Source organism: Jeotgalibacillus malaysiensis, assembly GCF_044789845.1.
Lineage (GTDB): Bacteria > Bacillota > Bacilli > Bacillales > Jeotgalibacillaceae > Jeotgalibacillus > Jeotgalibacillus malaysiensis_A.
Genome location: NZ_CP085252.1, coordinates 2,325,450 through 2,348,781 on the forward strand (window position 1 = coordinate 2,325,450; position 23,332 = coordinate 2,348,781).

Below are 23,332 nucleotides of genomic sequence, written 5' to 3' on the forward strand. Positions count from 1 at the left end.
CAATCTTTTATTATGTTGTATTTTCAAAATTTTCATGAAAGACCTGGAGGGATTCATATGACTGAAAGAAGAAATATTTATTTTTATGCACGTAAAACTGAACAGGCGAAAGAACATTTGCGGATGCTTGAAGAGCTTGCAGAGCGCTATCAGTTCAATGTCGTTCAGGATTTTAAAAAAGCAAATATTATTGTCAGCCTTGGTGGTGACGGTGCATTTCTTCAGGCTGTCAGAAAAACAGGATTCAGACAGGATTGTCTGTATGCCGGCGTTTCAGATTCAGGTAAAAAAAGCCTGTACTGTGACTTCCATGTAGATGATGTATCTTCAATGATTGATGCAATGACGCAGGATCAGATTGAGGTAAGAAAATACCCGACAATTGAAGTCACTGTTGATGATGAGACAAGCTTTCTATGTCTGAATGAGTTCAGCATCCGGTCAGGAATCATCAAAACATTCGTCATGGATGTACATATTGACGATCTTCACTTCGAAACGTTCCGCGGTGACGGAATGATTATTTCAACACCAACAGGCAGCTCTGCCTACAACAAATCTGTTGGGGGCGCTGTAGTGGATCCGATGCTTCCATGCATGCAGGTGAGCGAGCTTGCTTCAGTAAACAGTAACCGTTTCCGAACGCTCGGTTCCTCATTTATCCTGAGCGGTCAGCGGAAGCTTCGTCTGACTGTGACGCAGGATGGCAATGACTATCCGGTGATGGGGCTCGATAACGAAGCGCTTGGTATCAGTCATGTGCAGCACGTAGACCTTGCACTGAGCGAAAACATCGTTAAAACCGTTAAATTGAAAGACAATTCCTTCTGGGAAAAAGTGAAAAGAACATTTCTTTAAAAGAGAAGCTGCGGGTGATCCGCAGCTTTTTATTTTAGCCTGACCCTTCTCGCCATTCTCATTCTTGAGTATGTAAAAACTGTGAGGCTTAGCCATATAAAGATAAATGAAATCAGGTCAATTGCACTGAACGGTTCTCCGTATAAAAACACACCGAGAATCAGTGTAAGTGTCGGCGCAATATATTGTAAAAAACCGATCATAAAGAGCGGAATGCGCTGCGCTCCATTTGCAAATAAAAGAAGTGGTATAGCTGTAGCTGCCCCTGCCCCAATCAAAAAGAAATCTGTCTCTAGTGATACATCAAATAGTGCAAGATTTCCCGTGCCCTGCAAATAAGCAAGATAAATCAGTGCAATCGGCATAATGGTCATCGTTTCAAGCGTAAGCCCTATTGCTGCATTCACACGCAGCATTTTCTTCACAAGTCCATAAAATCCGAATGAAAAAGCAAGAGCAAAAGCGATCCAGGGAAAGCTCCCGTATGAAATGGTTAAAATTAATACCCCGATCAGCGCTAATATAAATGATAATACCTGCGCTTTAGATAAAACTTCTTTTAATACAAATACACCCAGCAGGACTGAAACGAGCGGATTAATGTAGTATCCAAGACTCGCTTCAACCATCTGCTCAGAATTCACTGCCCATATGTAGACAAACCAGTTAATACTAATCAGTACAGATGCTGCAACCAGCGCACCTAAAAGCTTTGGACGCCTGAAAAGGGAGAGTGCCTCTTTCTTAAACTGACCGAACTGGCGCATGGCAATGAGTAAAACGAGCATAAACCAGAATGACCAGAAAACCCGGTTCGCTAAAATCTCATCTGCCGGCACATGCTGAACAAACTTCCAATATACCGGGAGCAGTCCCCATAGTGTATAGGCAAGGGCAGTATAAATCATACCCAATCTTTCTTCGTTCTCCATTTAACCGCCCCGTTCTTAACATAAATCCTGCAATAAAAATAGTAATGATTTTAAACCCTTGTATAAACCGTCTTCCCATCAACAATCGTCCTTTCGACTTTCATCGTGAGCAGTTCATCCGGCTCTTGTTTGAATGGATTTGCTTCAAGTACAGTAAAGTCAGCTGCAAAGCCCGGCTTGATAACTCCGCGATCATGTTCATGATGACACGCATAAGCACTGCATTTAGTAAATAGTGAAATCCCTTCATACATACTCAGTTTTTCACTTTCACCATACACTGTTTTGTTTGGGTCATCCGGCTTTGTTCTTGTCACAGCAGCATGAATGCCAAGCAGCGGATCAACAGGTTCGATTGGTGCATCAGATCCTCCAGCGCACGCAATACCTCTATCCATCAGCGTTTTCCAGGCATAATTCCACTGCATACGATCTTTACCGATCCGGTCCTGCACCCATGGAAAATCAGATGGCACGAATCTCGGCTGAATATCAAGTACGATCGGCAGTTTTTCAGCCCGCTTAATCAGCTCTTCATCCAGTATCTGAGCGTGAATTAATCTGTCCCGCTCCCCGTTTGAAGGATAAGCTTCGATCGCATCAAGCATATATTCAAATGCCTGATCCCCGATTGTATGCACAGCAACAGGCATATCGTATTGTCTGGCCTTCCATACAAGCTGTTTTAATTTTTCAGGTGAATGAATCGCTACCCCTTTTTCGCCCGGCATATCAGCATAATCATTTTTAAGTAATGCTGTCCGCCCGCCAAGTGCACCGTCAGCAAAGATCTTCATCGCACCAAACTCAACATAACGGGACCCGGATCTGAAAGAGTGCCCCTGTCTGTGCCAGTCTTCAATCACATGATGGTGTACTAGCAGGTGGGCTCTGAAAGGCCGGCCGTCTTCTTCGATCACTTTCTGAAAAGCACGATAGGTTCTTGTAAAATCACCATAATAACTTAAGTCTTCAGTATGTCCCCCGGTTAATCCAAGAGACCATGCGTGCTCAAGCGCAGTTTTTAAAGATTTTTGGATATATTCATCCTCTATTGGCGGAAGTGCAGGGATCATTAAGTCCTGAGCGGTATCTTTGAGCTGTCCTGTGAGTTTCCCGTTAAACTTTTCAATGACCCCGCCTTCAGGATCCGGTGTCTGTTCATCAATTCGAGCTAAAAACAGTGCAAATGAGTTAACCACTAGAGCATGTCTGCAAATTCTTTTCAAAATCACCGGATGATCAGGTGCAACTGCGTCAAGCTCTTCAGCAGTCGGAACAGATGCATCCTCCCACTGATTCTCATTCCAGCCGTCACCCTGAATCCACTCACCCTTTGGCAGTTCAGCTGCCTTTTTTGCGACCGCATCAATCACTTCCTGCTTTGATTTCATCTCTGATAAATCCAGTCTGAGCAGCGTCTCCCCTACCCCGACAATATGTAAGTGGCTATCTACAAACCCCGGAAACATGGTTTTGCCTTCAAGATCCACAGTTGTAACCTCTTCATTGCCTGCAGATGCTAATAATTCATCCTCAGATCCAACTGCTTTAATCTTTCCGTTACTCGTCAGAACAGCTTCTACTGTAGACCCTTCCTCTTCCATTGTATAGATTGTTCCATTCTTAAATAGCTGCAGCATATCAAAACCCTCTTTTCTTTCGACACATTTATACTCAGTGTACAAAAAATATTTCGAAAGATGAAGTGGATTGAACTAGAAAAGTGGAAGGCGCTTGCTCAGCTTCGAAGGGCATAAGGCGAGGAGCGGAAAACGGGTGGACTTTCCCGTTTATCGATGCTTGACTTATGACCCGAAAAGCTAGCGCCTGGAACTGGATCGAGAAATGTGAAAGCAGGCTTATTTTGTTATACCGGAGCGTTCAAATAATTTGAGTGGTGATGTAAATAAGTAGATAGATGATGTAATTAATAACAAAGATGATTCAATAAAATCCTTCACGTTCAATTAATCCTGAAGCTGATCCAATTATTTCTGTAGCCGATCCAATCAACTGAATACCTCATACAATCAACAGCAAATGGGATTCAATTCTGCTGCCAGCGCATTTGCAGCTTCCATACCGGTTGCTTAACACGCAAAAACAGCAGGCGCCTCATTTAAGCACCTGCTGTTCTTTCATTATTATTTCTGATATCCGCTAAGCTGTTGTTCAGCCATCTGAACTAGACGCTTAGTGATTTCTCCACCTACTGAACCGTTTGCGCGTGATGTAGAGTCAGCTCCAAGCTGTACGCCGAATTCAGTAGCAATTTCGTATTTCATCTGATCAAGAGCTTGTTCTACACCTGGAACAACAAGCTGGTTTGAGCTTCTGTTTGCCATGTGCTATCACCTCCTTGTGAATATAGAATGTGCAATAACACGTGGCTTATTAATGGTAAATGTTCCTAACAAACGAGAACGATTAAAACGTGAAGCTCACGCTTAAAATAAATCAGTTTCTAAAGCTTCTTCTGTGCGGTATCCAGGCTTTAAAATGATGGTTTCAGTCTCTTCAACAGACTGAAGGATCATGTCTTCAAAATCGATAAAGCTTTCATAAAAAGCCACTTTTTCTGTTTTTGGCCTGGTTTTTGGTGCTGCCGGTGTAAAGATGGTGCAGCAATCTTCATATGGCAGGATCGATGTTTCATACGTGCCAATCTCTTTTGCAATCTCAATAATATCTGTTTTATCTGATGCTATGAGTGGTCGCAGTACCGGCGTATTCGTTACCGCGTTGATTGCTTCCATACTCTCTAATGTCTGACTGGCAACCTGACCAAGGCTTTCACCTGTGACAATAGCTTTTGCACCGGTTTTCTTTTTAATTTCATCAGAGATACGCAGCATCATTCTTCTTGTTGATGTCATCGTATAATTTTCAGGAACCTGTTGATGAATCGTTTGCTGAATGTTCGTAAAAGGTACGATGTGAAGCTTTACAGATCCGGAGAAACCTGCAAGTTCAGAAGCAAGCTGCTTTACCTTTTCTTTTGATTTTTCACTCGTAAATGGAGGGCTGAAAAAATGAACAGCTTCGAGTTCAACACCTCTTTTCATCATCTGATAGCCGGCAACCGGGCTGTCGAGACCACCTGAGAGCATCAGTACTGCTTTATTGCCAGTTCCAATTGGCATTCCGCCTGCTCCCTGGATCGTCTGCGCTGACAGATAGACAGCTTCACTTCTCACTTCAACTGTCAGTTCAACTTCAGGCTTTCTCATTTCCACTTTCAAACCGGGTACGTTTCTTAATACGTGCGATCCTATTTCGTAATTTAATTCATTCGTATCGAGCGGATAATTTTTGTCAGCTCTTCTCGCTTTCACCTTGAAAAGTGTACCTTCTGATGCAAGTGATTGGACGAGTTCTGCCGCATGACATTTTACTTCTTCAAGATCCCTATCAGATTTTACAACCGGACTGAATGACTGAATCCCAAATATTAATTTAAGTCTGTCCATCAGCTGATCAGCATCTTCAGGATTTTTTAACTCGAGGTGCATCCTGTCCCTGCCTGATTCAATATGAAAAGCACTGAGATCTGCACATGCATCCGTAATATTTTGCTTAAGACGCTTGATGAATTTATTCCGGTTTCTTCCTTTAGTTGAAATCTCGCCGTAGCGAATTAAAATTCTATCTATTTGCATATTGCTTATACTCCTTTCAGTAATGGCGGAATGACTTCCTGCCAGATCCTGATAAATTCTTGTATATCTTCTGTCTGCTGATCTGCTCCGAGACTGATTCTTACTGCACCCCTGATATCGCGGTCGCTGAAGGCGCAGGCAGTCAGTACATGGCTTCTTTTATTCATTTTTGATGAGCACGCGCTTGAAGTGGTAATAAAGATCTCTCTCTGAGCCAGTGCGTGCACAATGACTTCTCCTGTCAGCTTTGGGACAGTTAAAGAAAAGATGTGTGGTGCGGCATTTTCCGGGGAAAGGACTTTTACTTCTTCCCTCTTCTCAAAAAATGACCTCAGCATCTGCTGACAGGCTTGAAGTGTCTGATCAGCTTCAGGCTGGTGCTCTGAAGCAAGTCGCATGGATTTTGCGAGTGATACTGCTCCTGCAGTGTTGACTGTGCCGCTTCTTAAACCTTCCTGCTGACCGCCCCCGGCCATTTCAGGGATAAGCTTCATGTCTTTTTTCATTGCCAGCAGGCCTGACCCTTTCAGTCCGTTAAACTTATGGGCTGATAATGTGATCATATCCAGCGTTTCATAATCAGCTTTCAGCTTTCCATAAGCCTGAACAGCATCTGAATGAAAACGGGCATTTGAATTCGCCTTGATGATTTTTCCGGCTTCATGAATGGGCTGTATACTGCCGATTTCATTATTCACATACATGATTGATACCAGAATTGTATCTTTTCTGAGTGCTGCTTTCAGGTCATCCAGAGAAATCACACCAGCTGGATCGACAGGCAAATAGGTGACTTCAAACCCTTCATTTTCAAGCTTTTTAAACACTTCTAGAACTGATGGGTGCTCAATTGCCGTTGTGATTAAATGCTTTCCTTTACCCTGTAGAAAATAAGCGGATCCTTTAATCGCCAGATTGTTTGACTCTGTCCCGCCGGAGGTAAAAATCACTTTGCTGTCAGGCAGACCTGAAAGTTCGCTACACTGCTGCTGTGCCTTTTGAAAAAGTGATGATGCTTTCTCTCCAAATGCATGAATGGAGGAAGGGTTTCCATAAAACTGTTCATTTACCTTTATATATGAAGAAATGACTTCAGGATGTGGTTTTGTCGTTGCACTGTTATCCAGATAAATCATGGTGATCACTCTTTCTTTTATAGTGAATCTCTTATACAAACGCTACATTTATTTCATTAAACCTTATTCATCCTAACATATCTGCCTCAGGAATGTTATTTAAGGAAATTTATCAGTTGAGCAGACACAATTTTCTCTTTATTTAGACTTTTGCTATTTTCGACAAATTTCAACTTTTCTATGATATGATGTTGCGGTAAAACTTAGATCATCGGTGGAGGGTATTATGAATAGCAATAAAATAACATATGGTAGCGTTTTCACGGTTGGGCTTATGCTCTTTGCACTTTTCCTAGGTGCCGGGAATATGATCTTTCCGCCTCTGCTCGGACAGCAGTCGGGTGATAGCAGCTGGGTTGCGATCGCAGGATTCCTTCTGACCGGGGTAGGTCTTCCTTTATTAGGTGTCATTTCTATAGCGAAGTCTGGCGGAAGCCCGATGGACCTGGCAAGTCGTGTACACCCAATTTTCGGAATAATCTTTACAATCATCCTGTACCTGGCAATCGGACCGTTCTTTGGTATCCCGAGAACAGCAACTGTTTCCTATGAAATCGGTGTTTTACCATTTCTGACTCAGGATACTGCAGGCGGCTGGACGTTACTTTTATTTTCTATATTGTTTTTTGCAGCAACTGCATGGTTATCGTTGAATCCGGCAAAGCTCGTTGACCGGATCGGCAAAATATTAACACCAGTATTAGTTGTTATTTTAGCAGTTTTGGTAGGCGGTGCCTTTATTAATCCGATGGGCGAACCTGGTCAGGCTGTAGCCGGCTATGCAGATTCTCCATTTATTACAGGATTTTTAGAAGGTTATCTGACACTTGATGCGATTGCAGCACTTGTGTTTGCGATTGTTATTATCTCTGCGATTCAAAATAAAGGTGTGACAGACCGTAAGCAGGTGGTAAGAGCTGCTGTTTTCGCAGGGTTAATCGCAGCATCAGGCCTTGCAGCCGTATATATTTCACTAAGCTACCTTGGCGCTACAAGTTTAAATGCAGTTGGCGTTCAGGATAATGGTGGCGCACTGCTTTCTGCAGCTGCGAACTATCTGTATGGTTCATCAGGTGCGATCATTCTGGGAATTGCGATTGGTGCAGCCTGTCTGACGACTTCTATCGGACTGGTTTCTGCGACTTCATCTTACTTTTCAAGAACGTTTCCAAATATTTCTTACAAGAAATTTGTCATCATCTTCTCTGTTTTCAGTATGATGATTGCAAATATCGGACTGGCGCAATTGATCGCTGTTTCGGTTCCTGTTCTTGTGATGATCTATCCAATGACAATTGTTCTGATTATACTGTCATTCCTTGATAAAACGATTAAAGGTAAACAGGCCGTTTACGTTGGTGCAATTATCCCTACATTTATATTAGGTGTGAGCGATGGACTTGCAGCTGCCGGCTTTACAGCACTTGCGTCAGCATTTTCATTCCTGCCGCTGATGGATCAGAGTCTTGGGTGGATCTTACCGGCTATTGCTGGTGGATTGATCGGTTTATTCATTCCTTCAGGATCAGGATCTACAGCTCCGGTCAAACCTACAAATTAAATGAAGCAAAAAAAGAAGCAGTACTTCTCATCCTGAGAAAGTGCCGCTTCTTTTTATATGAAGATTATAATGCATCAATTTTTTTGAGTGCACCGGGCTCAATTTTTTCGATTGACTCAGCTGCCTGCTCGAGTGCATTCTGGTAATCACCGTTTCTGAACATCAGCTCTGCCTCGTTTAATCCGATAAACACTGTTTCATGGCGGCTTCTGTAGCGGTTACCGTACTGAATCACTTTTTCAGCCTGCTCGGCAGCCTGAATCATTTCCTCTGTATTTTCAGTAAAGGTTTCAATCATTTTTTCAGTCGTCATCGTGTGCTGATTAATCGCCTTCATATTCATCGGACGTTCTGCAAGATAAGAATCAAGCGCTTCAATCTGCCTGATAATATCCTTTCGTTCTAAGAACCAGAACTCAGGTATTTTAGGAAGGTTTGCACTGTCTACGATTTTTTCCTGATCTCTTACCGCTTTGATCTGATACTCCTGCTGGTTTCTCGCAGCTAATTCGTCACTTCTAAGCTGTTCAAGTTCACCAGCATACTTTTTATGTTCCTCATCGATCTGCATCAGTTCAGTTTCAATTTTCTCTGTTTCTTTTAATACAGACGAATAAGGTTCAAGCTGTTTTTCCAACTGCTTGTTCTGATGATCAAATGTATCAGCCAGTTCTTCAAGCTGAGTTTCCTTTTCTTTTGGCAGATCCAGGTCTTCTTGATCGAGTTGATATCCCTGCCGCACATAATCCATTTCACGGATCAATTCATTATTTCTGATTTTTAACGTCTCTAGAAGCTTTCTAACGTTTGCAATTTTAGCCGGAAGGTGAGTTCTTGCATTCACTTCATCTTCCAATGCAATAAACGCTTCATCAATTTCTTTTCTCGTGTTCACTCTCAGTTCTTCAGCTTCAGTAAATTCCAGTCTGATCAGATGCCTTTCAGCTTCTTTCAGGTTGTTCTCGATTACAAGACACCCTTCTTCAAGGTTTAAATGATGGATCGGATACTGCTGTTCGTCCATTTCTTTACAGGCATCCTTTAACTCATTCAATTCTTTCGGCAGTTCATCAAGCAGGTCATCTGCAAGTTCTGGCGCACTCTCGATCATCATGATGATCTCATTAATCTCTGCAGTCAAATAAATCACAATTTCTCTTGCCTGAAGATAATTTCCCTCAGCTGTCAGATTATGATATTCATCAAGCTTCGGCTCTAAAGCCATAATTTTACGTTCAATTGGCTCAGCAGCCTTGCCGAATTGGGTACGTCTGTTACGGATCAGTGAAGCTGCATCTTTGTAATCGGCTTCTACCAGCTGGATTTCTTCGCGGTTCTTCTCGTCACTGCCCATTAATTCTTCCAGTTCAGAAAGAATTTCATTCATATGTTCTTCAGCTTTATCCAGCTCAATCGCAATGTCTTCACGTACTTTTCGTGATTTTTTGAAACGGAACTTATCAATATATTCCTCAGCATCAAACAGCATACTGTCTACTTCAGCTAATTGTTTATCAACAATATTGTTCCATGAGTCTCTCCATTTTTCAAAGAGCTCCTCTGTCTGACCATTCATGTTCAGTTGTTTTACTTTTGTCATTTCTTCAAGAACAGGTCTGTGCTGAATGTCGAGCTTCTGTTCCTCAAGTTTATCTACTTCTTTATACTGCTTCTTCCTTAATACGAAAGCAGTGATGATCAATATAATGATTAAAATGACGGATCCAATTATGTACTCCATCTTATGCCTCCTGTTCAAGCAGCCCATGTCTATGTCAATATGAAAAATGTATTGACTTTATGATACCATGTAACAAATGAGATTTCTTGTTTTTTCTTGATTTTTTGACACGACTTTTTTCGTATGCGAAAGGACTGGACATGATGATTACCAGAGATGGACATATTCATACGCCATATTGCCCTCACGGCTCTCAGGATGCTTTATCGTTATATGCTGAGAAAGCGATTGAAGCCGGGCTTAAGGATATTACTTTTACTGAGCATGCCCCGCTGCCGGAAGGCTTTTATGACACAGTTCCTGATAAGGACAGTGGCATGCGACAGGAGGATCTCGAACATTACTTAAAAGATATTGAGGCGATTAAAAAAGTATATAAAAAAGACCTGCGCATTCACACAGGACTTGAAGTTGATTATATTGAAGGCTTTGAAGAGGAGACCCGTAATTTTCTGAATCAGTATGGTCCCGCACTGGATGATTCGATTCTTTCAGTGCATTTCCTGAAAGCTGCAGACCGGTATGTCTGTCTTGACTTCAGCCCGGATGCTTTTAAGGAGCTAATTTCTTTGACAGGGTCTGCTGATGCTGTGCATTCACTTTATTATGAGACCGTGATCCAATCCGCACTTGCTGACCTGGGTGAATATAAACCGAAAAGAATGGGACATATCACACTCGCCAGAAAGTTTCAGCGGCTCTTCCCTGCACTGGACTCACATGAAGCTGAAATCCAACAGCTGTTAAATGTGATAAAATCCCGGAACCTTGAGCTTGATTATAACGGAGCCGGAACCGGAAAACCGTATTGTCAGGAAACTTATCCGTCTCCTGCGATCGCATCAGCTGCTCACCAGATGGGTATTAAACTTGTCTATGGCTCTGATGCACATACCGCATCCGGCCTGATGCAGGGATCCGATCAGCTGATTGCACTTAATCCGTAACTTGAAGTTACACTGTTAAACCATATTTCAACCGTTTCGATATATTGCCTTGTAAAATAAGGGTCTGCAGTATTCATATGCCACAGCTCCCTTACAGTCTGGCTTTGTAAAAAAGGTGTTGTGATCATGGAATTCAGCTGAATCAGAAAAAACGAAGGGGACAGCTTAAAGCTGTGTCCTTTTTCAATATCCTCAGCCATCAGCATCTTCCATAAATACTGCTCTTTTCGTAAGTAACATGCAGTCATCTCTCTGATCAGCTGGTGATCAAGTGTAATCTCCCGCCAGGCAAATCTGGCAAATCGGTGATGCTGCTGTTGGAACCTGATCACGTCACAGGCAGCGCTCATTACAGCACTTTTATGGTGCTTCCCCTCATTCAGTGACTTTTCAAGCACATTCAGGTATGGTTCGAAAAATGCAATCAGACATTCTTCCAGCAACCCTTTTTTCCCCGCAAAATAATATGATACTGTTCCAACGTTTACACCTGCTGATGCTGAAATATCTCTGATACTCGTACCGTGAAACCCTTTTGTATAAAACAGATCCACTGCTGTTGTCATGACTTCGGATTTTGTTTCGCGCTGCCCATTCATTTGTCTTCACCCTTTCAAATGATTGCTTCAAGTTCCATGCTGTGTTATACCTGTATTATTCTAATGTATATATTCGGGGTGCCACGGCAGCCTTCCTTTAAAAAGCGTTCTTCAAATTACGCGTATGAAAGGAAAAATCAAATCAATTAAGCGGGTGATAAGATGTTTAATGTCGAAACGTATAAAGGCAGTAAAGAAAAACAATATGAAATGGTTCACAAACAGCTTAAGGCTTTACTCGAAGATGAACCGAACCGGATTGCAAATCTAAGCAATGCCTCAGCATTGCTGAATCAATTTCTGGATGAAACGAACTGGGTAGGCTTTTATCTAATGGAGGATGGCGAGCTTGTACTCGGACCATTCCAGGGGCTTCCTGCCTGTGTAAGAATTCCACTTGGAAAAGGCGTATGCGGCACAGCTGCAGGTGAAAACAAAACGATGCGTGTCGAGGATGTTCGTGCATTCCCCGGCCATATTGCATGTGACGCTGCTTCTCAGTCAGAGATTGTGGTCCCACTCGTTAAAGACAGCGAAGTAATCGGCGTCCTCGATATTGACAGTCCGGTAAAGAGCCGCTTTGATGAGGAAGATCAAAAAGGACTTGAAACATTCGCGGAAATTTTAACTAAATCTATTTAATGATTGCCAAAAAAGCCGCAAGCGACGATTCGCGTGCGGCTTTTATATGATCAGCTTTCCTGCTTCATTGCTGCACTTTCCTCAATTCTTGTAAATGCCTGGTCAAGGTCCTCTTTAATATCCTCCCATGATTCAAGCCCGACTGACAGTCTCAGCAGCGTATCGCTGATGCCCATTTCCTGCCTTGTCGCCTCAGGTATGACTGAGTGTGTCATTGTTGCAGGATGCTGAATCAGTGTTTCTGCATCTCCAAGGCTCACTGCTATTTTGATCAGCTTTAATTCATCCATAAAAGCCTGAGCCATTTTCTTTGTGCCATTAAAATCAAACGAAATGAGGCCCCCCCATCTACTCATTTGCTTCGCAGCGATGTGGTGTGATGGATGGTCATTGTCGCCAGGAAAATAAATATTTCTGACAGACGGGTGCTGTTTGAGATAGCCCGCAATTTTTTCAGCATTATCACAATGACGGTCCAGCCTGACAGCGAGCGTTTTTAAACCTCTCAGTAATAGCCACGCATCAAATGGTGACATGATCCCGCCAATATCTTTTTGGGTTGTCATCCGGATTTCAGCAATTGCTTCAGCTGATTTTGCAACCAGCAGTCCACCAATAACATCCCCGTGCCCGCCAATATACTTTGTCGCACTATGAAGTACAAAGTCCGCTCCGAATTTTAACGGGTTCTGGAGGTAAGGTGAGCTAAATGTATTATCAACTACAACAGGAATCCCCTGCTCATTTGCTACGCGGCAAACCAGTTCAAGGTCAATGATCTCCATTGTTGGATTAATGGGTGTTTCTACGTATATACAGGCTGTGTCCGGTGAAATCGATTGTCTGATCGCTTCTTCTGTAGAAAGGTTCGCAAATTCATGCGTGATCTGGAACTTTTCTGACATCAATTCAAGCAAACCGAATGTACAACCGTACACTCCTTTCGAACAGACAATATGATCCCCTGATTTTAATAGATGAAACAGAATCGCTGAAACAGCAGCCATACCGGAACCAAATGCTAAAGCAGCTTCCCCGTCTTCAATCGTTGTCATTCTGTCTTCAAGTACTTTCACTGTCGGGTTTCCAAGACGTGAATAAATGTATCCTTCCTCATCTCCTGCAAATCGCCTTTCCCCTTCAGCGGCATGAGCAAATGTATAAGTTGACGTCTGGTAAAGCGGAGGCGTCAGTGATCCTTCATATTTTCCTGAATCATACCCACTATGAATAACCTCTGTTTCAAATCTTTTTTTCTCTCTTGACATGTCAAGCTCCCCTTGTTTTGTAATCGCTTTCATAACCTATTTTACTTGATTTTGTAATAATTTCAATGGATCTTTCCAATATAAAAAGGACTGCATTTAAACAGTCCTTTTAAGAGCGCATAATCTGATCTGATTCTCTTTTTAACCAGACAACGCGGTTCTTGCCGGTGTTTTTCGCTTTATACAATGCGATGTCAGCACGTTTGACTACACTAAGCATCTCGTCATGAACTTCACCAGTCCAGTTGGAGACTCCGCATGAAATTGATACTTCCGGATCTGTTACGTGCTGAACAGTTTCTCTAAGGTTTTCTGTTAATGCTACTCCTTCATGAAGTGAAATGTTCCGGAAGTAGATCGCCAGTTCCTCTCCACCCCACCTTGCAGAAACGCTGTGCTCGTTCTGGAATGACATTAAATGCTTTGCAACCTGAATAATGACCTGATCTCCTTTTTGATGACCATATGTGTCGTTCACTTTTTTAAAGTCGTCTATATCAATTAAGATAAATACACCCTGCTCATCTTTTGCCATTGACTCTTCAATGAATTGATCAAGGTAATGTCTCGCAAAAAGACCTGTCATATGATCCCGGTTAATCATTTCCTGCATCTCCACGCGCAGCATAGCATTGACAAGTGCTAAAGCTGAGTGATGGACGATTGACTTAAAAAGTTTATACATCTCAAATGTAAAAGCGTAAGAATCCTGGTGAAGCACGATACAGAATCCTTTCAACTCGTCATGATGGATCATCGGAACGGCAATCAGCGAGCGGTATCCCGCTTCTAAAGCACAGTCAGACATGTACACGCCGTCAGTTCCTTCTAACAGCTGCTGTTTAACATTCTCAATATAAACACGGCCCTGTTCAGTGTTGAAAAAAGCAGAACTACCTTCGACGATTTTCCATTCCTCATGATCTACCCAAATCAACCCTGTTTCATCAGGATTCAATGCTTTTTGAATCTGCACTGTCAGCACGCTCATCATATCTTTCATGTTGAGATTTGCATTCAGCTCGTGTGACAGGTCATTAATTAATTTCAAGTCAATAATCAGCTGTCTTGATTGCATATAGAGTTTTGCATTCTCAAGCGCATGACCAGCAGTGGTTGAGAGTACCTTAATAAATTCTATCTCGTTCTTTTTGAGTGATTTGTTAGATTTCCCTTCAGTTTTTAACAATCCATAAACGCCCTGCTTACCTTTTAATGGTGAATACATAATGGAACGGCTTCCCTGATCATCGATTGTTACTTCAGAGGAAACAAATGCATGAAAAAGCGCTTCGTTATCAGACTGATAATCCAGGTATTCAATCGGCAAACCTTTTTCAACGCCTTGATCGTCTGAGAGAATTAATGTGAACTTATAATGAGAGAACGTGTTCTTTAATGAATGAATGATTTTAGCAAGTACCTGAGACACATTCATATGGGAATTAAACGCTTTTGTGACATCAAAAAGCTCATGATACCTTTTTCTCTCTTCTGCGGTGATTAACATCCTTCTGACATTCTGATAAAGTACAGCAGTATCACAAGCTAAAACTGATACCATGACAGGGTTTTTTGCCCACTGCGCTTCAGGTAAAGGTCTGATTGCGATAAAACCCATCAGATCGGATTTTTCGTAGCATGGAATTAAAATATCTCCCTGCTTAAGAAATGTCTGATTATATTTTAAAATATAGTATGGCTGATTATTAAGTTGGTTAATGATGCTTTTATCTATTGGTTCCCGCTTTTCCAGAGATTCATCGTATTCATAAAGATGCTCTCCTTCCTTATATAAATAGAAGGTTTCTTCTATATCAAAGTGTTCTTTTAATAGGGCAGATAACTGACGGTACCAGTGTCTGATCGAGCTTTCTCCTGCCATGGAATGTGCGAGAATATCAAAGACACCAGCTTTAAATCGGTCCATAAACGGTTTCAGCGAATCCATTTTTTCACCTTCGTCTCTTATGTATTGGCTTTGTTAAAGATGGCTGGTGATTGCAGCGAGAGGGGGGATGCTACCCGCGGCCGGGCGATGAGCCCGCAGGCTTCGCCCCCTTACGCTGCAATCACCAGCCGTGCAGAAACAAAAACAATCCTTAACATAGCTTATGTATTAAATATAATTGCTTTATTATATAATTTTCAGATATTTACAAATATTAATTATAGCACAGTATGTCCTATTTACTATACTCGCAGGCCGCTTTTCGTAACAGACTTTTCAGCAATTATTTCAGCAAAAACCGCCATCGTGTATTTGCATATTTTAATATACGCGCTATCAATGATGTTTCAGAATAACGGTTGACAGAAAGCCTTATAAATTGTATGATGATCTTTGTGTAAAATAATGCAGCCTTTTGTGAACACATGAATGTCTCATTTTGTTCCTATTGTTTGTAGGTGCATCGTGTAACCCCTGCTGCAGGGCGATGGTGCAAGATAACAAAATGGGTGTTGATGGTTTATCACATGGTTTTTATTTTACAACAAAATAAAAACACAAGGAGGAGTCAAATTATGGCTCGTTATACAGGTCCATCTTGGAAACTGTCTCGTCGTCTTGGTGTTTCACTAAGCGGCACTGGTAAAGAACTAGAAAAGCGTCCTTACGCTCCGGGTCCACACGGTCCTACTCAGCGTAAAAAACTATCTGAATATGGTCTTCAGCTTCAGGAGAAGCAGAAGCTTCGTCACACTTACGGAGTAACTGAGCGTCAGTTCCGTAACCTATTCGACAAAGCAGGTAAACTACCTGGACGTCACGGTGATAACTTCATGATCCTTCTTGAAGCTCGTCTTGACAACCTTGTATACCGTCTTGGTCTTGCTCGTACTCGTCGTCAGGCGCGTCAGCTTGTAAACCACGGCCACATTCTTGTTGATGGTTCACGCGTTGACATCCCGTCATACAGCGTAAAACCAGGACAATCAATCAGCCTTCGTGAAAAATCACAGAAGCTGAATATCGTTCAGGAAGCAGTAGAGCTTAACAGCTTCACTCCTGAGTATGTATCTTTTGATGCTGACAAGCTTGAAGGTACTTTCACTCGTTTCCCTGAGCGTAACGAGCTTGCTGCTGATATCAACGAAGCACTAATCGTAGAATTCTACTCTCGTTAAATTCTACAATTTGCAGGATAGTACTCAAAAATCCCTTGAAATGTTGGAATGCCAACGTTTCGAGGGTTTTTTTATTTTTTCCTAATTTGCAAAACAATGCATTATATGACTTTCATTTGGGACCAAAAAGAAATGAAAATTGCTTAACGGTGGGTAAAGGAATAAGTGCAAAAAATTAATAACTGTTTCTTTAAAACTAATATAAATCCAGCATGTAATGCGGATACTAAAAAATTGCTTTACAATTTTCATTATTTTTCTATAACAGTCACTTCTAAGACTTAAAAGAAAAACCGCCCACATGGACGGTCTTTCTTTGTTTAAGTATTTACTTTCCAGGAGGTAATTCTTCGCTAAATGGATTCACTATAGGTGGGTGAAAGCTTAAACTTTAAACGTTTATATTGTGAAACCGGATGGATGGATGAATAAAGGAGAAGCACCGAGGGATTATATTTCTCAGTGCTTCTTCCTTTATGATTCGATAGACTGTGGTACGAAGATTGAGAGCATGACAAGGTACATCATTCATTCGCTCCATTCAACCCCCTCATTAACATCAGAACTCTACATATATACCAAATAAACCATTCCTACCGTTACAATCCCGGTAAGAAAAGTAAGGGGCATCCCGGCCCGCAGATAATCCCGGAAGCGGTAGCCTCCAGGACCGAAAACAATCAGGTTCGTCTGGTAACCAATCGGTGATAAGAAGCTTGCAGAAGCTGCTATCGCTACAAGGATCGCCATGCCGATCGGTTCTATCCCGATCGGTCCGGAAATCTGATAGGCGGCAGGGAACATGATGACAGCTGCCGCATTATTCGTCACGACTTCTGTTAGAAGAGCAATCATTCCATATAAAACGACAAGCAGAAGGATGACTCCGTAGGGTTCCATCGCTTCCATAAGCTCCTGCGCCATCCAGTCCGCCGCTTTCGATTCGATGATGACGTTGCCTATTCCGAGGGCTCCCGCAATAAGGAGAAGCACCCGGAACCGGATCATCTCCCGTGCCTCTTCAGGGGAAACGAGGCGAAAAGCGAGCATCAGACCGACAGCCAAGGCCATGGCATTGAAAATACTAAGAAATCCGCTGACCACACACACGATAGCTCCTATGAAAATGACCAGAGCACTCCATCCGGTACGATCATCTTCAAAAAATTTTTCTTTTCCCTCAGGAAATGTAACGTAAAAGTCACGATGCCTCTTCATGCGTTGATCAAACGACTCGCCAGCGACCATCAGCAATACATCCCCCGCCTTTGGTTTGATGTCACCGATTTTCCCTTCTAACAGCTCTTCGTTACGATGGATGGCTACAACAGCGGCATCATAAGCTTCACGGAACCGAATTTCTTTCACGGTACGACCGAGCAGAGAGGACTGATGAGAGACCACCCCTTCTCTCAGTTTATTCGTCCCTTTTTTTAAACCGACGATACTTAAATCAGTGCCTGTATCAACGACCAGGCCCCGGCGTTTTCCAAGTTCTGCGATCGATGAGATGACTCCAGTGAAAAAGAGACGATCTCCGGGGAAAATCCGGGTATCGCCGGACACGGGAGCGATTCTCTCTTTCCCGCGTCTGATTTCTATCAGGTATAAACTTTCCAGATTCCGGAGACCTGCCTCTTTTACTGTTTTTCCGGCGTGCGGAAAATCAATCTGCACCCGGAGTTCACTCAGGAAGTCTCTCGGGCTCACTTCTTCCTCTTCACCTTCTCCGCTCTCGTGCCCGGGGAGCAGACGCGGAGCGAAAAGAAGAAGATAAATAAGTCCGACCACCGTAACCGGAAGTCCTACAATCAGAAGCTCGAAGAAACGGAATCCCTGTTCCCCGAAGTCAAGTAGCAGCCCGTGAATTACAAGGTTCGTCGATGTCCCCATCAGTGTCATTGTTCCTCCCAGAATGGTCGCATACGACAAGGGCAGCAGGAATTTGGAAGGAGCTATCTTGTGGACTTCACACCATTTCCGGACGAGCGGAGTAAGCGTTACGACGAGCGGAGTATTGTTCAGAAATCCTGACATGCCGGCCAATGGAATCAGCAGACGTCCTCTGGCTTTCCCTTCCGACGCTGCACCTGAAAGGATTCGGGAAACAAACTTCTCCGCAAGACCGCTTTTTTCGAACACTCCCCCGACAATGAATAACAACCCAATTGTCAGCATTCCCTGGTTTGAAAAACCTGCAAGCCCCTCTTCCGGAGAAATGAAACCGAACACGATGAACACGAAGAGCGTCGTGAGTACCAGCAGCTCAGGTCGTACCACGTCCATTATAAGACCGATCAGCATCAGCCCGACAATTCCTAAAACCATCGCCATCTCCATCGTCATATTTATCTTGGCCCCTTTTACCTTTTCATCACGGCTGACCCATGTACCTTTTGATTTCTTTCAGCACGTAGTTTGTCGCTTCCTCAAGCGAAAGATCGGTTGTATCGACTTCTATGTCCGGATCCCCTGGTGCCTCATAAGGAGCAGACACGCCAGTGAATCCGGAAATCTTACCTTTTCTAGCCTTTTGGTATAATCCTTTTACATCCCTCTCTTCGCAAACCTCCAGAGGTGTATTGACAAAAATTTCGATAAACCCTTCTCCAATGATCTTCTTCGCTTTCTCTCTGTCCCTCTGATACGGTGAGATGAAAGAGGTGAGCGTAATCAGACCGGCATCGTTCATAAGACGTGATACCTCCGCTATCCGGCGGATATTTTCGAAACGGTCTTCTGCATTAAAACCAAGATCACCGTTCAATCCGTGGCGGACATTGTCTCCGTCCAGAAGCATTGTATGGTATCCTTCGTGGAAAAGTCTTGCTTCTATTTCACTAGCAAGAGTCGATTTCCCGGACCCCGACAAGCCGGTGAACCAGAGAGTGACCGGCTTCTGCCCTTTCTGACCGGCTCGGAATTCCCGGGTGATCGATGTATCTTCCCAAGTAGTATTCGGAGAATTGTGCATCGTCTCCTCGATGACACCGCTTGCCGCCGTACTGTTCGTCACGCGGTCGATTAGAATAAATGCCCCCAACGTCTCATTATTTCGGAAGCTGTCAAACACACCTTTTTCCGCCGTAACAACCTCCACAGTAAGCAGCTCATTCTTCTCTCCTCGAGATACATCCACCTGGTCCCCGGTGTTGATATCCGTTTTATGATGAATAGCGGTTACTGTACCTGGAATCGTCTTGGTACCAGCTTTCACGAGAAAGTTTTTCCCTTCTGTCAGCGGTTCATCGTCCATCCAGAGGAGACTTGAGGTGAAACGATCCGTAACTGGAAGATCTACATCAGTAATCACGTTGCCTCTCGATATATCCAATTCCCTGTCCAGCTGCACAGTTACCGGCTGTCCGGTATCCCCCCGGCCCACTTCCCGATCAGTGATGAGAATGTTTTTAACTGTTGCCCGTTCTCTGCTTGGTAATATCAGAACTTCATCTCCCAGGTGGATTCGACCGGACTCAATCTGCCCCTGAAATCCCCGGAAGTGGTACCCCGGACGGGAGACCCGTTGTACCGGCATGATGAAAGGCGCTTCCTCTTCTTCTTTTGTAACGTCGGCATTCTCAAGATATGTAAGCAGTGGCGGTCCATTATACCAGCGTGTATTCGTAGAGTTCGACGTAATATTGTCCCCTTCCGTGGCGGATACGGGGATCACCGTTGTATTTATGTCCGCAAAAGAAGAGATGAATGTGTCGAAGTCACGATTAATTTTCCTGAACGTTTCTTCGTCATATTTGATGAGGTCCATTTTATTCACGGCCAAAACCATATGACGGATCCCCATAAGGGAGCAGATTCTCGCATGACGTTTCGTCTGGGTGATGACCCCTTTCGTCGCATCGACGAGGATGACTGCGAGATCCGCAAAAGAAGCTCCTACCGCCATGTTTCTCGTATACTGTTCATGTCCCGGCGTATCGGCTACGATAAATGAACGGGCATCCGTCGTAAAGTATCGGTAAGCCACATCGATCGTTATCCCCTGCTCCCGTTCAGCCATCAGCCCGTCAAGAAGCAGCGAATAATCGATTTCTCCGCCCCGGCTTCCGACTTTGCTGTCGAGTTCGAGTGCCTTCTCCTGATCGGCAAATAGTAGCTTCGCATCATATAACATGTGACCGATGAGCGTGGACTTGCCGTCATCCACGCTCCCGCACGTAATGAATTTCAACAGACTTTCCATACTAGAAGTACCCCTCTCTCTTCCGCCGCTCCATGCTTCCGGCCGCTTCCTGATCAATCACCCGGCTGGTCCGTTCCGACGATACTGCTCCGAGCGTTTCCTCGACGATTTCATCCAGCGTTTCCGCTTCCGATTCCACTCCACCGGTCAGTGGATAACACCCGAGCGTACGGAAGCGGACTTTGCGATGGACAACCTTCTCTCCCGGCTCGAAGCGCATCCGGTCATCATCGACCATCACGATATTGTTTTCGCGATAGACGACTGGACGTTCTTTCGCATAATAGAGCGGAACGATATCGATATTTTCCTTTCGGATATACTGCCAGATATCCTTTTCCGTCCAATTGGACAAAGGAAAGACGCGCATGCTTTCTCCTTTGTCAATCCTCGTATTGTACAACTTCCACATCTCTGGCTTCTGATTCTTCGGGTCCCAGGCATGGTTCTTGTTACGGAACGAAAACACCCGCTCTTTGGCACGTGACTTCTCCTCGTCCCTGCGTCCTCCACCGAAAGCAGCATCGAACCCGTACTTATCAAGTCCTTCTTTCAATGCCTGGGTTTTCATAATGTCTGTATAATTTGCTCCGTGATCGAACGGGTTAATCCCTTCCTTCGCTGCCTGTTCGTTGGTATGAACGATCATGTCGATGCCGAGCTCTCTTGCTTTCCTGTCCCGAAACTCTATCATTTCTTTGAATTTCCACGTCGTGTCGATATGCATGAACGGGAAGGGGGGCTTCTCGGGATAAAAAGCCTTCATCGCCAGGTGAAGCATCACCGAGCTGTCTTTGCCGATCGAATACAGCATGACCGGATTCCCGCACTCCGCCGCCACTTCCCGGATAATATAGATGGCTTCTGCCTCGAGCCTATCCAAATGCGTAAGCCCGGATCCCTGTTTTTTCTCTTCCGTGTTCACCTTCATACTTTCACCTCCGAATGAAAATCAAGACCTGACTGCACAGCTTTTACGTGCCCGGCCCGAATGACGAAATCACCGAAATGTTCCCCTTCTTCTCTCTCCGTCGCATATTCGATGAAAAGAGGACGGAGAGTATCGAGAATCTCTTCTTCTCCGATATTTTCGCGGTATAGCCGATTCAGTCTGTTTCCTGTAAACCCTCCGCCAAGGTACATGTTGTATTTGCCCGGCGCTTTGCCGATGAACGCGATTTCCGCCAGGGCCGGCCTGGAGCAGCCGTTCGGGCAGCCGGACATCCGGATGACGATTTCTTCCTCCCGGAGACCCGCTTCGTCCAGAATATCTTCGAGTTTATCGACGAGCGTTGGAAGATACCTCTCTGACTCCGCCATCGCAAGCCCACATGTCGGCATTGCGACACAGGCCATCGAATTCCTTCTGAGCGCCGAATGGGACCTGCCATCTGTCAAACCGTACTTTTCAATCAGTGCCTCAATCTCTTCTCTTTTCGCATCCGTTACCCTTGCAATAATGAGATTCTGGTTCGGACTCAGCCGGAACTCCCCTTCATGGACTTTGGCAATTTCTCGGAGACCTGTCATAAGTGGATAATTGTCTTCATCTTTAATCCGGCCGTTCTGGACAAATAAAGTGAAGTGCCATTCACCGTTCCCCTCGGTCCATCCATACCGGTCTCCGTTATGATCGAAGTGGAAGTCACGCTCTTCCTCGAGTCTGTAACCGAGGCGCTGTTCGAGCTCTTCTTTTACCCACGGGAGACCACGCTTATCGATTGTATATTTGAATCTTGCATTTTTCCGATCAGAGCGGTTTCCGTAATCGCGCTGGATGGTGATGATCTTCTCTGCCACGTCTAAAATGTTTTCAGGCTTGCAGAAGCCGATGACGCGGGCGATCTGAGGGTACGTGTTCGTGTCTCCGTGTGTCATCCCCATTCCGCCCCCAACGGTAACGTTGAATCCGAGCAGTCTCCCATTTTCAACGATGGCGATGAATCCGAGGTCCTGGGAATAGACATCTACATCATTTGACGGAGGCACGGCAATCCCAATCTTGAACTTTCTCGGAAGATAGAATTTCCCGTACATCGGTTCGATCTCTTCTTCCGACCTGGTGTCGACAATTTTTTCTTCATCCAGCCATATTTCATGATACGCTTTGGTACGGGGGGATAAGTAATCGCTCAATTCTTTTGACCATTTGTACACTTCTCCGTGTATCTCCGACCGGTAAGGATTGGCACCGGCCATCACGTTCCTGTTCACATCTCCGCAGGCAGCGAGTGTATCCATAAGTGCCTCATTGATCTCCTGGATTTGAGGCTTCATGTTCCATTTCAATACCCCATGCGTCTGAAAAGCCTGTCGCGTTGTAAGCTTGAGCGTCTTATTTCCATATTTATTCGCTATGTCATCCATAACGAGCCACTGCTCTGGTGTCGCCACCCCTCCCGGGGCCCGAACTCTCGTCATGAACTGATAGGCAGGCTCGAGTTTCTGCTGTTTCCTTTCCAGACGTAGATCACGGTCATCCTGCATATAGCTACCGTGGAACTTCAGTATTTTGGCATCCCCCTCAGGAATACTCGCTGTCAACGGTTCCTGAAAGCTCTTTACGAGGGAGCCTCTCAAGTAATCACTTTTTTCCTTCAGTTTTTCCATTTCACTTGGTCGTCCCGGCTGTTTATCGGTCATATCTCTCTCC

At 44.1% G+C, this 23,332-nt stretch carries 18 protein-coding genes; 5 read left to right on the forward strand and 13 right to left on the reverse strand.

The window, feature by feature from the left end:
- Positions 1 to 57 precede the first annotated feature (57 nt).
- Positions 58 to 858, forward strand: a complete 801-nt coding sequence (locus LG330_RS12505) for an NAD kinase (RefSeq protein WP_404404320.1) — start codon at positions 58 to 60, stop codon at positions 856 to 858.
- A gap of 29 nt (positions 859 to 887) precedes the next feature.
- On the opposite strand, the gene rarD is transcribed toward LG330_RS12505, so the two are convergent.
- From rarD to LG330_RS12530, 5 genes are all read right to left on the reverse strand, one after another.
- Positions 888 to 1,790, reverse strand: a complete 903-nt coding sequence (rarD, locus tag LG330_RS12510; protein ID WP_404404323.1) for an EamA family transporter RarD — start codon at positions 1,788 to 1,790, stop codon at positions 888 to 890.
- A 50-nt stretch (positions 1,791 to 1,840) separates the two neighbouring features.
- The gene (locus LG330_RS12515; RefSeq protein ID WP_404404325.1) at positions 1,841 to 3,433 is read right to left on the reverse strand and encodes an amidohydrolase; all 1,593 of its coding nucleotides are present in this window, start codon (positions 3,431 to 3,433) and stop codon (positions 1,841 to 1,843) included.
- A gap of 504 nt (positions 3,434 to 3,937) precedes the next feature.
- Complete coding sequence (locus LG330_RS12520; protein WP_041120899.1) at positions 3,938 to 4,138, reverse strand: alpha/beta-type small acid-soluble spore protein; 201 nt, start codon at positions 4,136 to 4,138, stop codon at positions 3,938 to 3,940.
- A gap of 102 nt (positions 4,139 to 4,240) precedes the next feature.
- Complete coding sequence (gene thiI, locus LG330_RS12525; RefSeq protein ID WP_404404327.1) at positions 4,241 to 5,452, reverse strand: tRNA uracil 4-sulfurtransferase ThiI; 1,212 nt, start codon at positions 5,450 to 5,452, stop codon at positions 4,241 to 4,243.
- Between the two features lie 5 nt (positions 5,453 to 5,457).
- Positions 5,458 to 6,588, reverse strand: coding sequence for a cysteine desulfurase family protein (locus LG330_RS12530; RefSeq protein ID WP_404404329.1), 1,131 nt, complete (start codon positions 6,586 to 6,588; stop codon positions 5,458 to 5,460).
- A 226-nt stretch (positions 6,589 to 6,814) separates the two neighbouring features.
- Between LG330_RS12530 and brnQ the strand changes: the two genes are divergently transcribed.
- A complete protein-coding gene (gene brnQ, locus LG330_RS12535) occupies positions 6,815 to 8,149 on the forward strand; it encodes a branched-chain amino acid transport system II carrier protein (RefSeq protein WP_404404331.1) in 1,335 nt (444 codons plus the stop codon).
- Positions 8,150 to 8,213: 64 nt separating this feature from the next.
- On the opposite strand, the gene LG330_RS12540 is transcribed toward brnQ, so the two are convergent.
- Positions 8,214 to 9,890 carry a septation ring formation regulator EzrA gene (locus LG330_RS12540; RefSeq protein WP_404404333.1) on the reverse strand — a complete coding sequence of 559 codons (1,677 nt, stop codon included), beginning with the start codon at positions 9,888 to 9,890 and terminating at the stop codon, positions 8,214 to 8,216.
- Between the two features lie 143 nt (positions 9,891 to 10,033).
- On the opposite strand from LG330_RS12540, the gene hisJ reads away from it, so the two are divergent.
- On the forward strand, positions 10,034 to 10,837 hold the full coding sequence (gene hisJ / locus LG330_RS12545) for a histidinol-phosphatase HisJ (protein ID WP_404404335.1): 804 nt from the start codon (positions 10,034 to 10,036) through the stop codon (positions 10,835 to 10,837).
- On the opposite strand, the gene refZ is transcribed toward hisJ, so the two are convergent.
- Positions 10,813 to 11,436: a forespore capture DNA-binding protein RefZ gene (gene refZ, locus LG330_RS12550; RefSeq protein ID WP_404404337.1), complete on the reverse strand. Its 624-nt coding sequence runs from the start codon at positions 11,434 to 11,436 to the stop codon at positions 10,813 to 10,815. The two genes, hisJ and refZ, sit on opposite strands and share 25 nt — an antisense overlap.
- 162 nt (positions 11,437 to 11,598) lie before the next feature.
- On the opposite strand from refZ, the gene LG330_RS12555 reads away from it, so the two are divergent.
- Complete coding sequence (locus tag LG330_RS12555) at positions 11,599 to 12,078, forward strand: GAF domain-containing protein (protein WP_404404339.1); 480 nt, start codon at positions 11,599 to 11,601, stop codon at positions 12,076 to 12,078.
- A gap of 50 nt (positions 12,079 to 12,128) precedes the next feature.
- Here LG330_RS12555 and megL read toward each other — a convergent pair whose 3' ends face one another.
- Both megL and LG330_RS12565 read right to left on the reverse strand, forming a co-directional pair.
- Entirely contained in the window at positions 12,129 to 13,346 is a 1,218-nt protein-coding gene (gene megL / locus LG330_RS12560) for a methionine gamma-lyase (protein WP_404404341.1), read from the reverse strand.
- 109 nt (positions 13,347 to 13,455) lie between these two features.
- A complete protein-coding gene (locus LG330_RS12565; protein WP_404404343.1) occupies positions 13,456 to 15,297 on the reverse strand; it encodes a sensor domain-containing diguanylate cyclase in 1,842 nt (613 codons plus the stop codon).
- Positions 15,298 to 15,872: 575 nt separating this feature from the next.
- On the opposite strand from LG330_RS12565, the gene rpsD reads away from it, so the two are divergent.
- A complete protein-coding gene (rpsD, locus tag LG330_RS12570; RefSeq protein ID WP_039810416.1) occupies positions 15,873 to 16,475 on the forward strand; it encodes a 30S ribosomal protein S4 in 603 nt (200 codons plus the stop codon).
- Positions 16,476 to 17,042: 567 nt separating this feature from the next.
- Here the strand turns inward: rpsD and LG330_RS12575 are convergent.
- The 4 genes from LG330_RS12575 to cysI are packed head-to-tail and all read right to left on the reverse strand — an operon-like array spanning position 17,043 to position 23,322.
- Entirely contained in the window at positions 17,043 to 18,821 is a 1,779-nt protein-coding gene (locus LG330_RS12575) for an SLC13 family permease (RefSeq protein ID WP_404404345.1), read from the reverse strand.
- A gap of 28 nt (positions 18,822 to 18,849) precedes the next feature.
- Entirely contained in the window at positions 18,850 to 20,679 is a 1,830-nt protein-coding gene (gene cysC / locus LG330_RS12580) for an adenylyl-sulfate kinase (RefSeq protein ID WP_404409594.1), read from the reverse strand.
- A 1-nt stretch (position 20,680) separates the two neighbouring features.
- The gene (gene cysD / locus LG330_RS12585) at positions 20,681 to 21,610 is read right to left on the reverse strand and encodes a sulfate adenylyltransferase subunit CysD (RefSeq protein WP_404404347.1); all 930 of its coding nucleotides are present in this window, start codon (positions 21,608 to 21,610) and stop codon (positions 20,681 to 20,683) included.
- Entirely contained in the window at positions 21,607 to 23,322 is a 1,716-nt protein-coding gene (gene cysI / locus LG330_RS12590) for an assimilatory sulfite reductase (NADPH) hemoprotein subunit (protein ID WP_404404349.1), read from the reverse strand. The genes cysD and cysI overlap by 4 nt, the downstream gene beginning before the upstream one ends.
- Positions 23,323 to 23,332 lie beyond the last annotated feature (10 nt).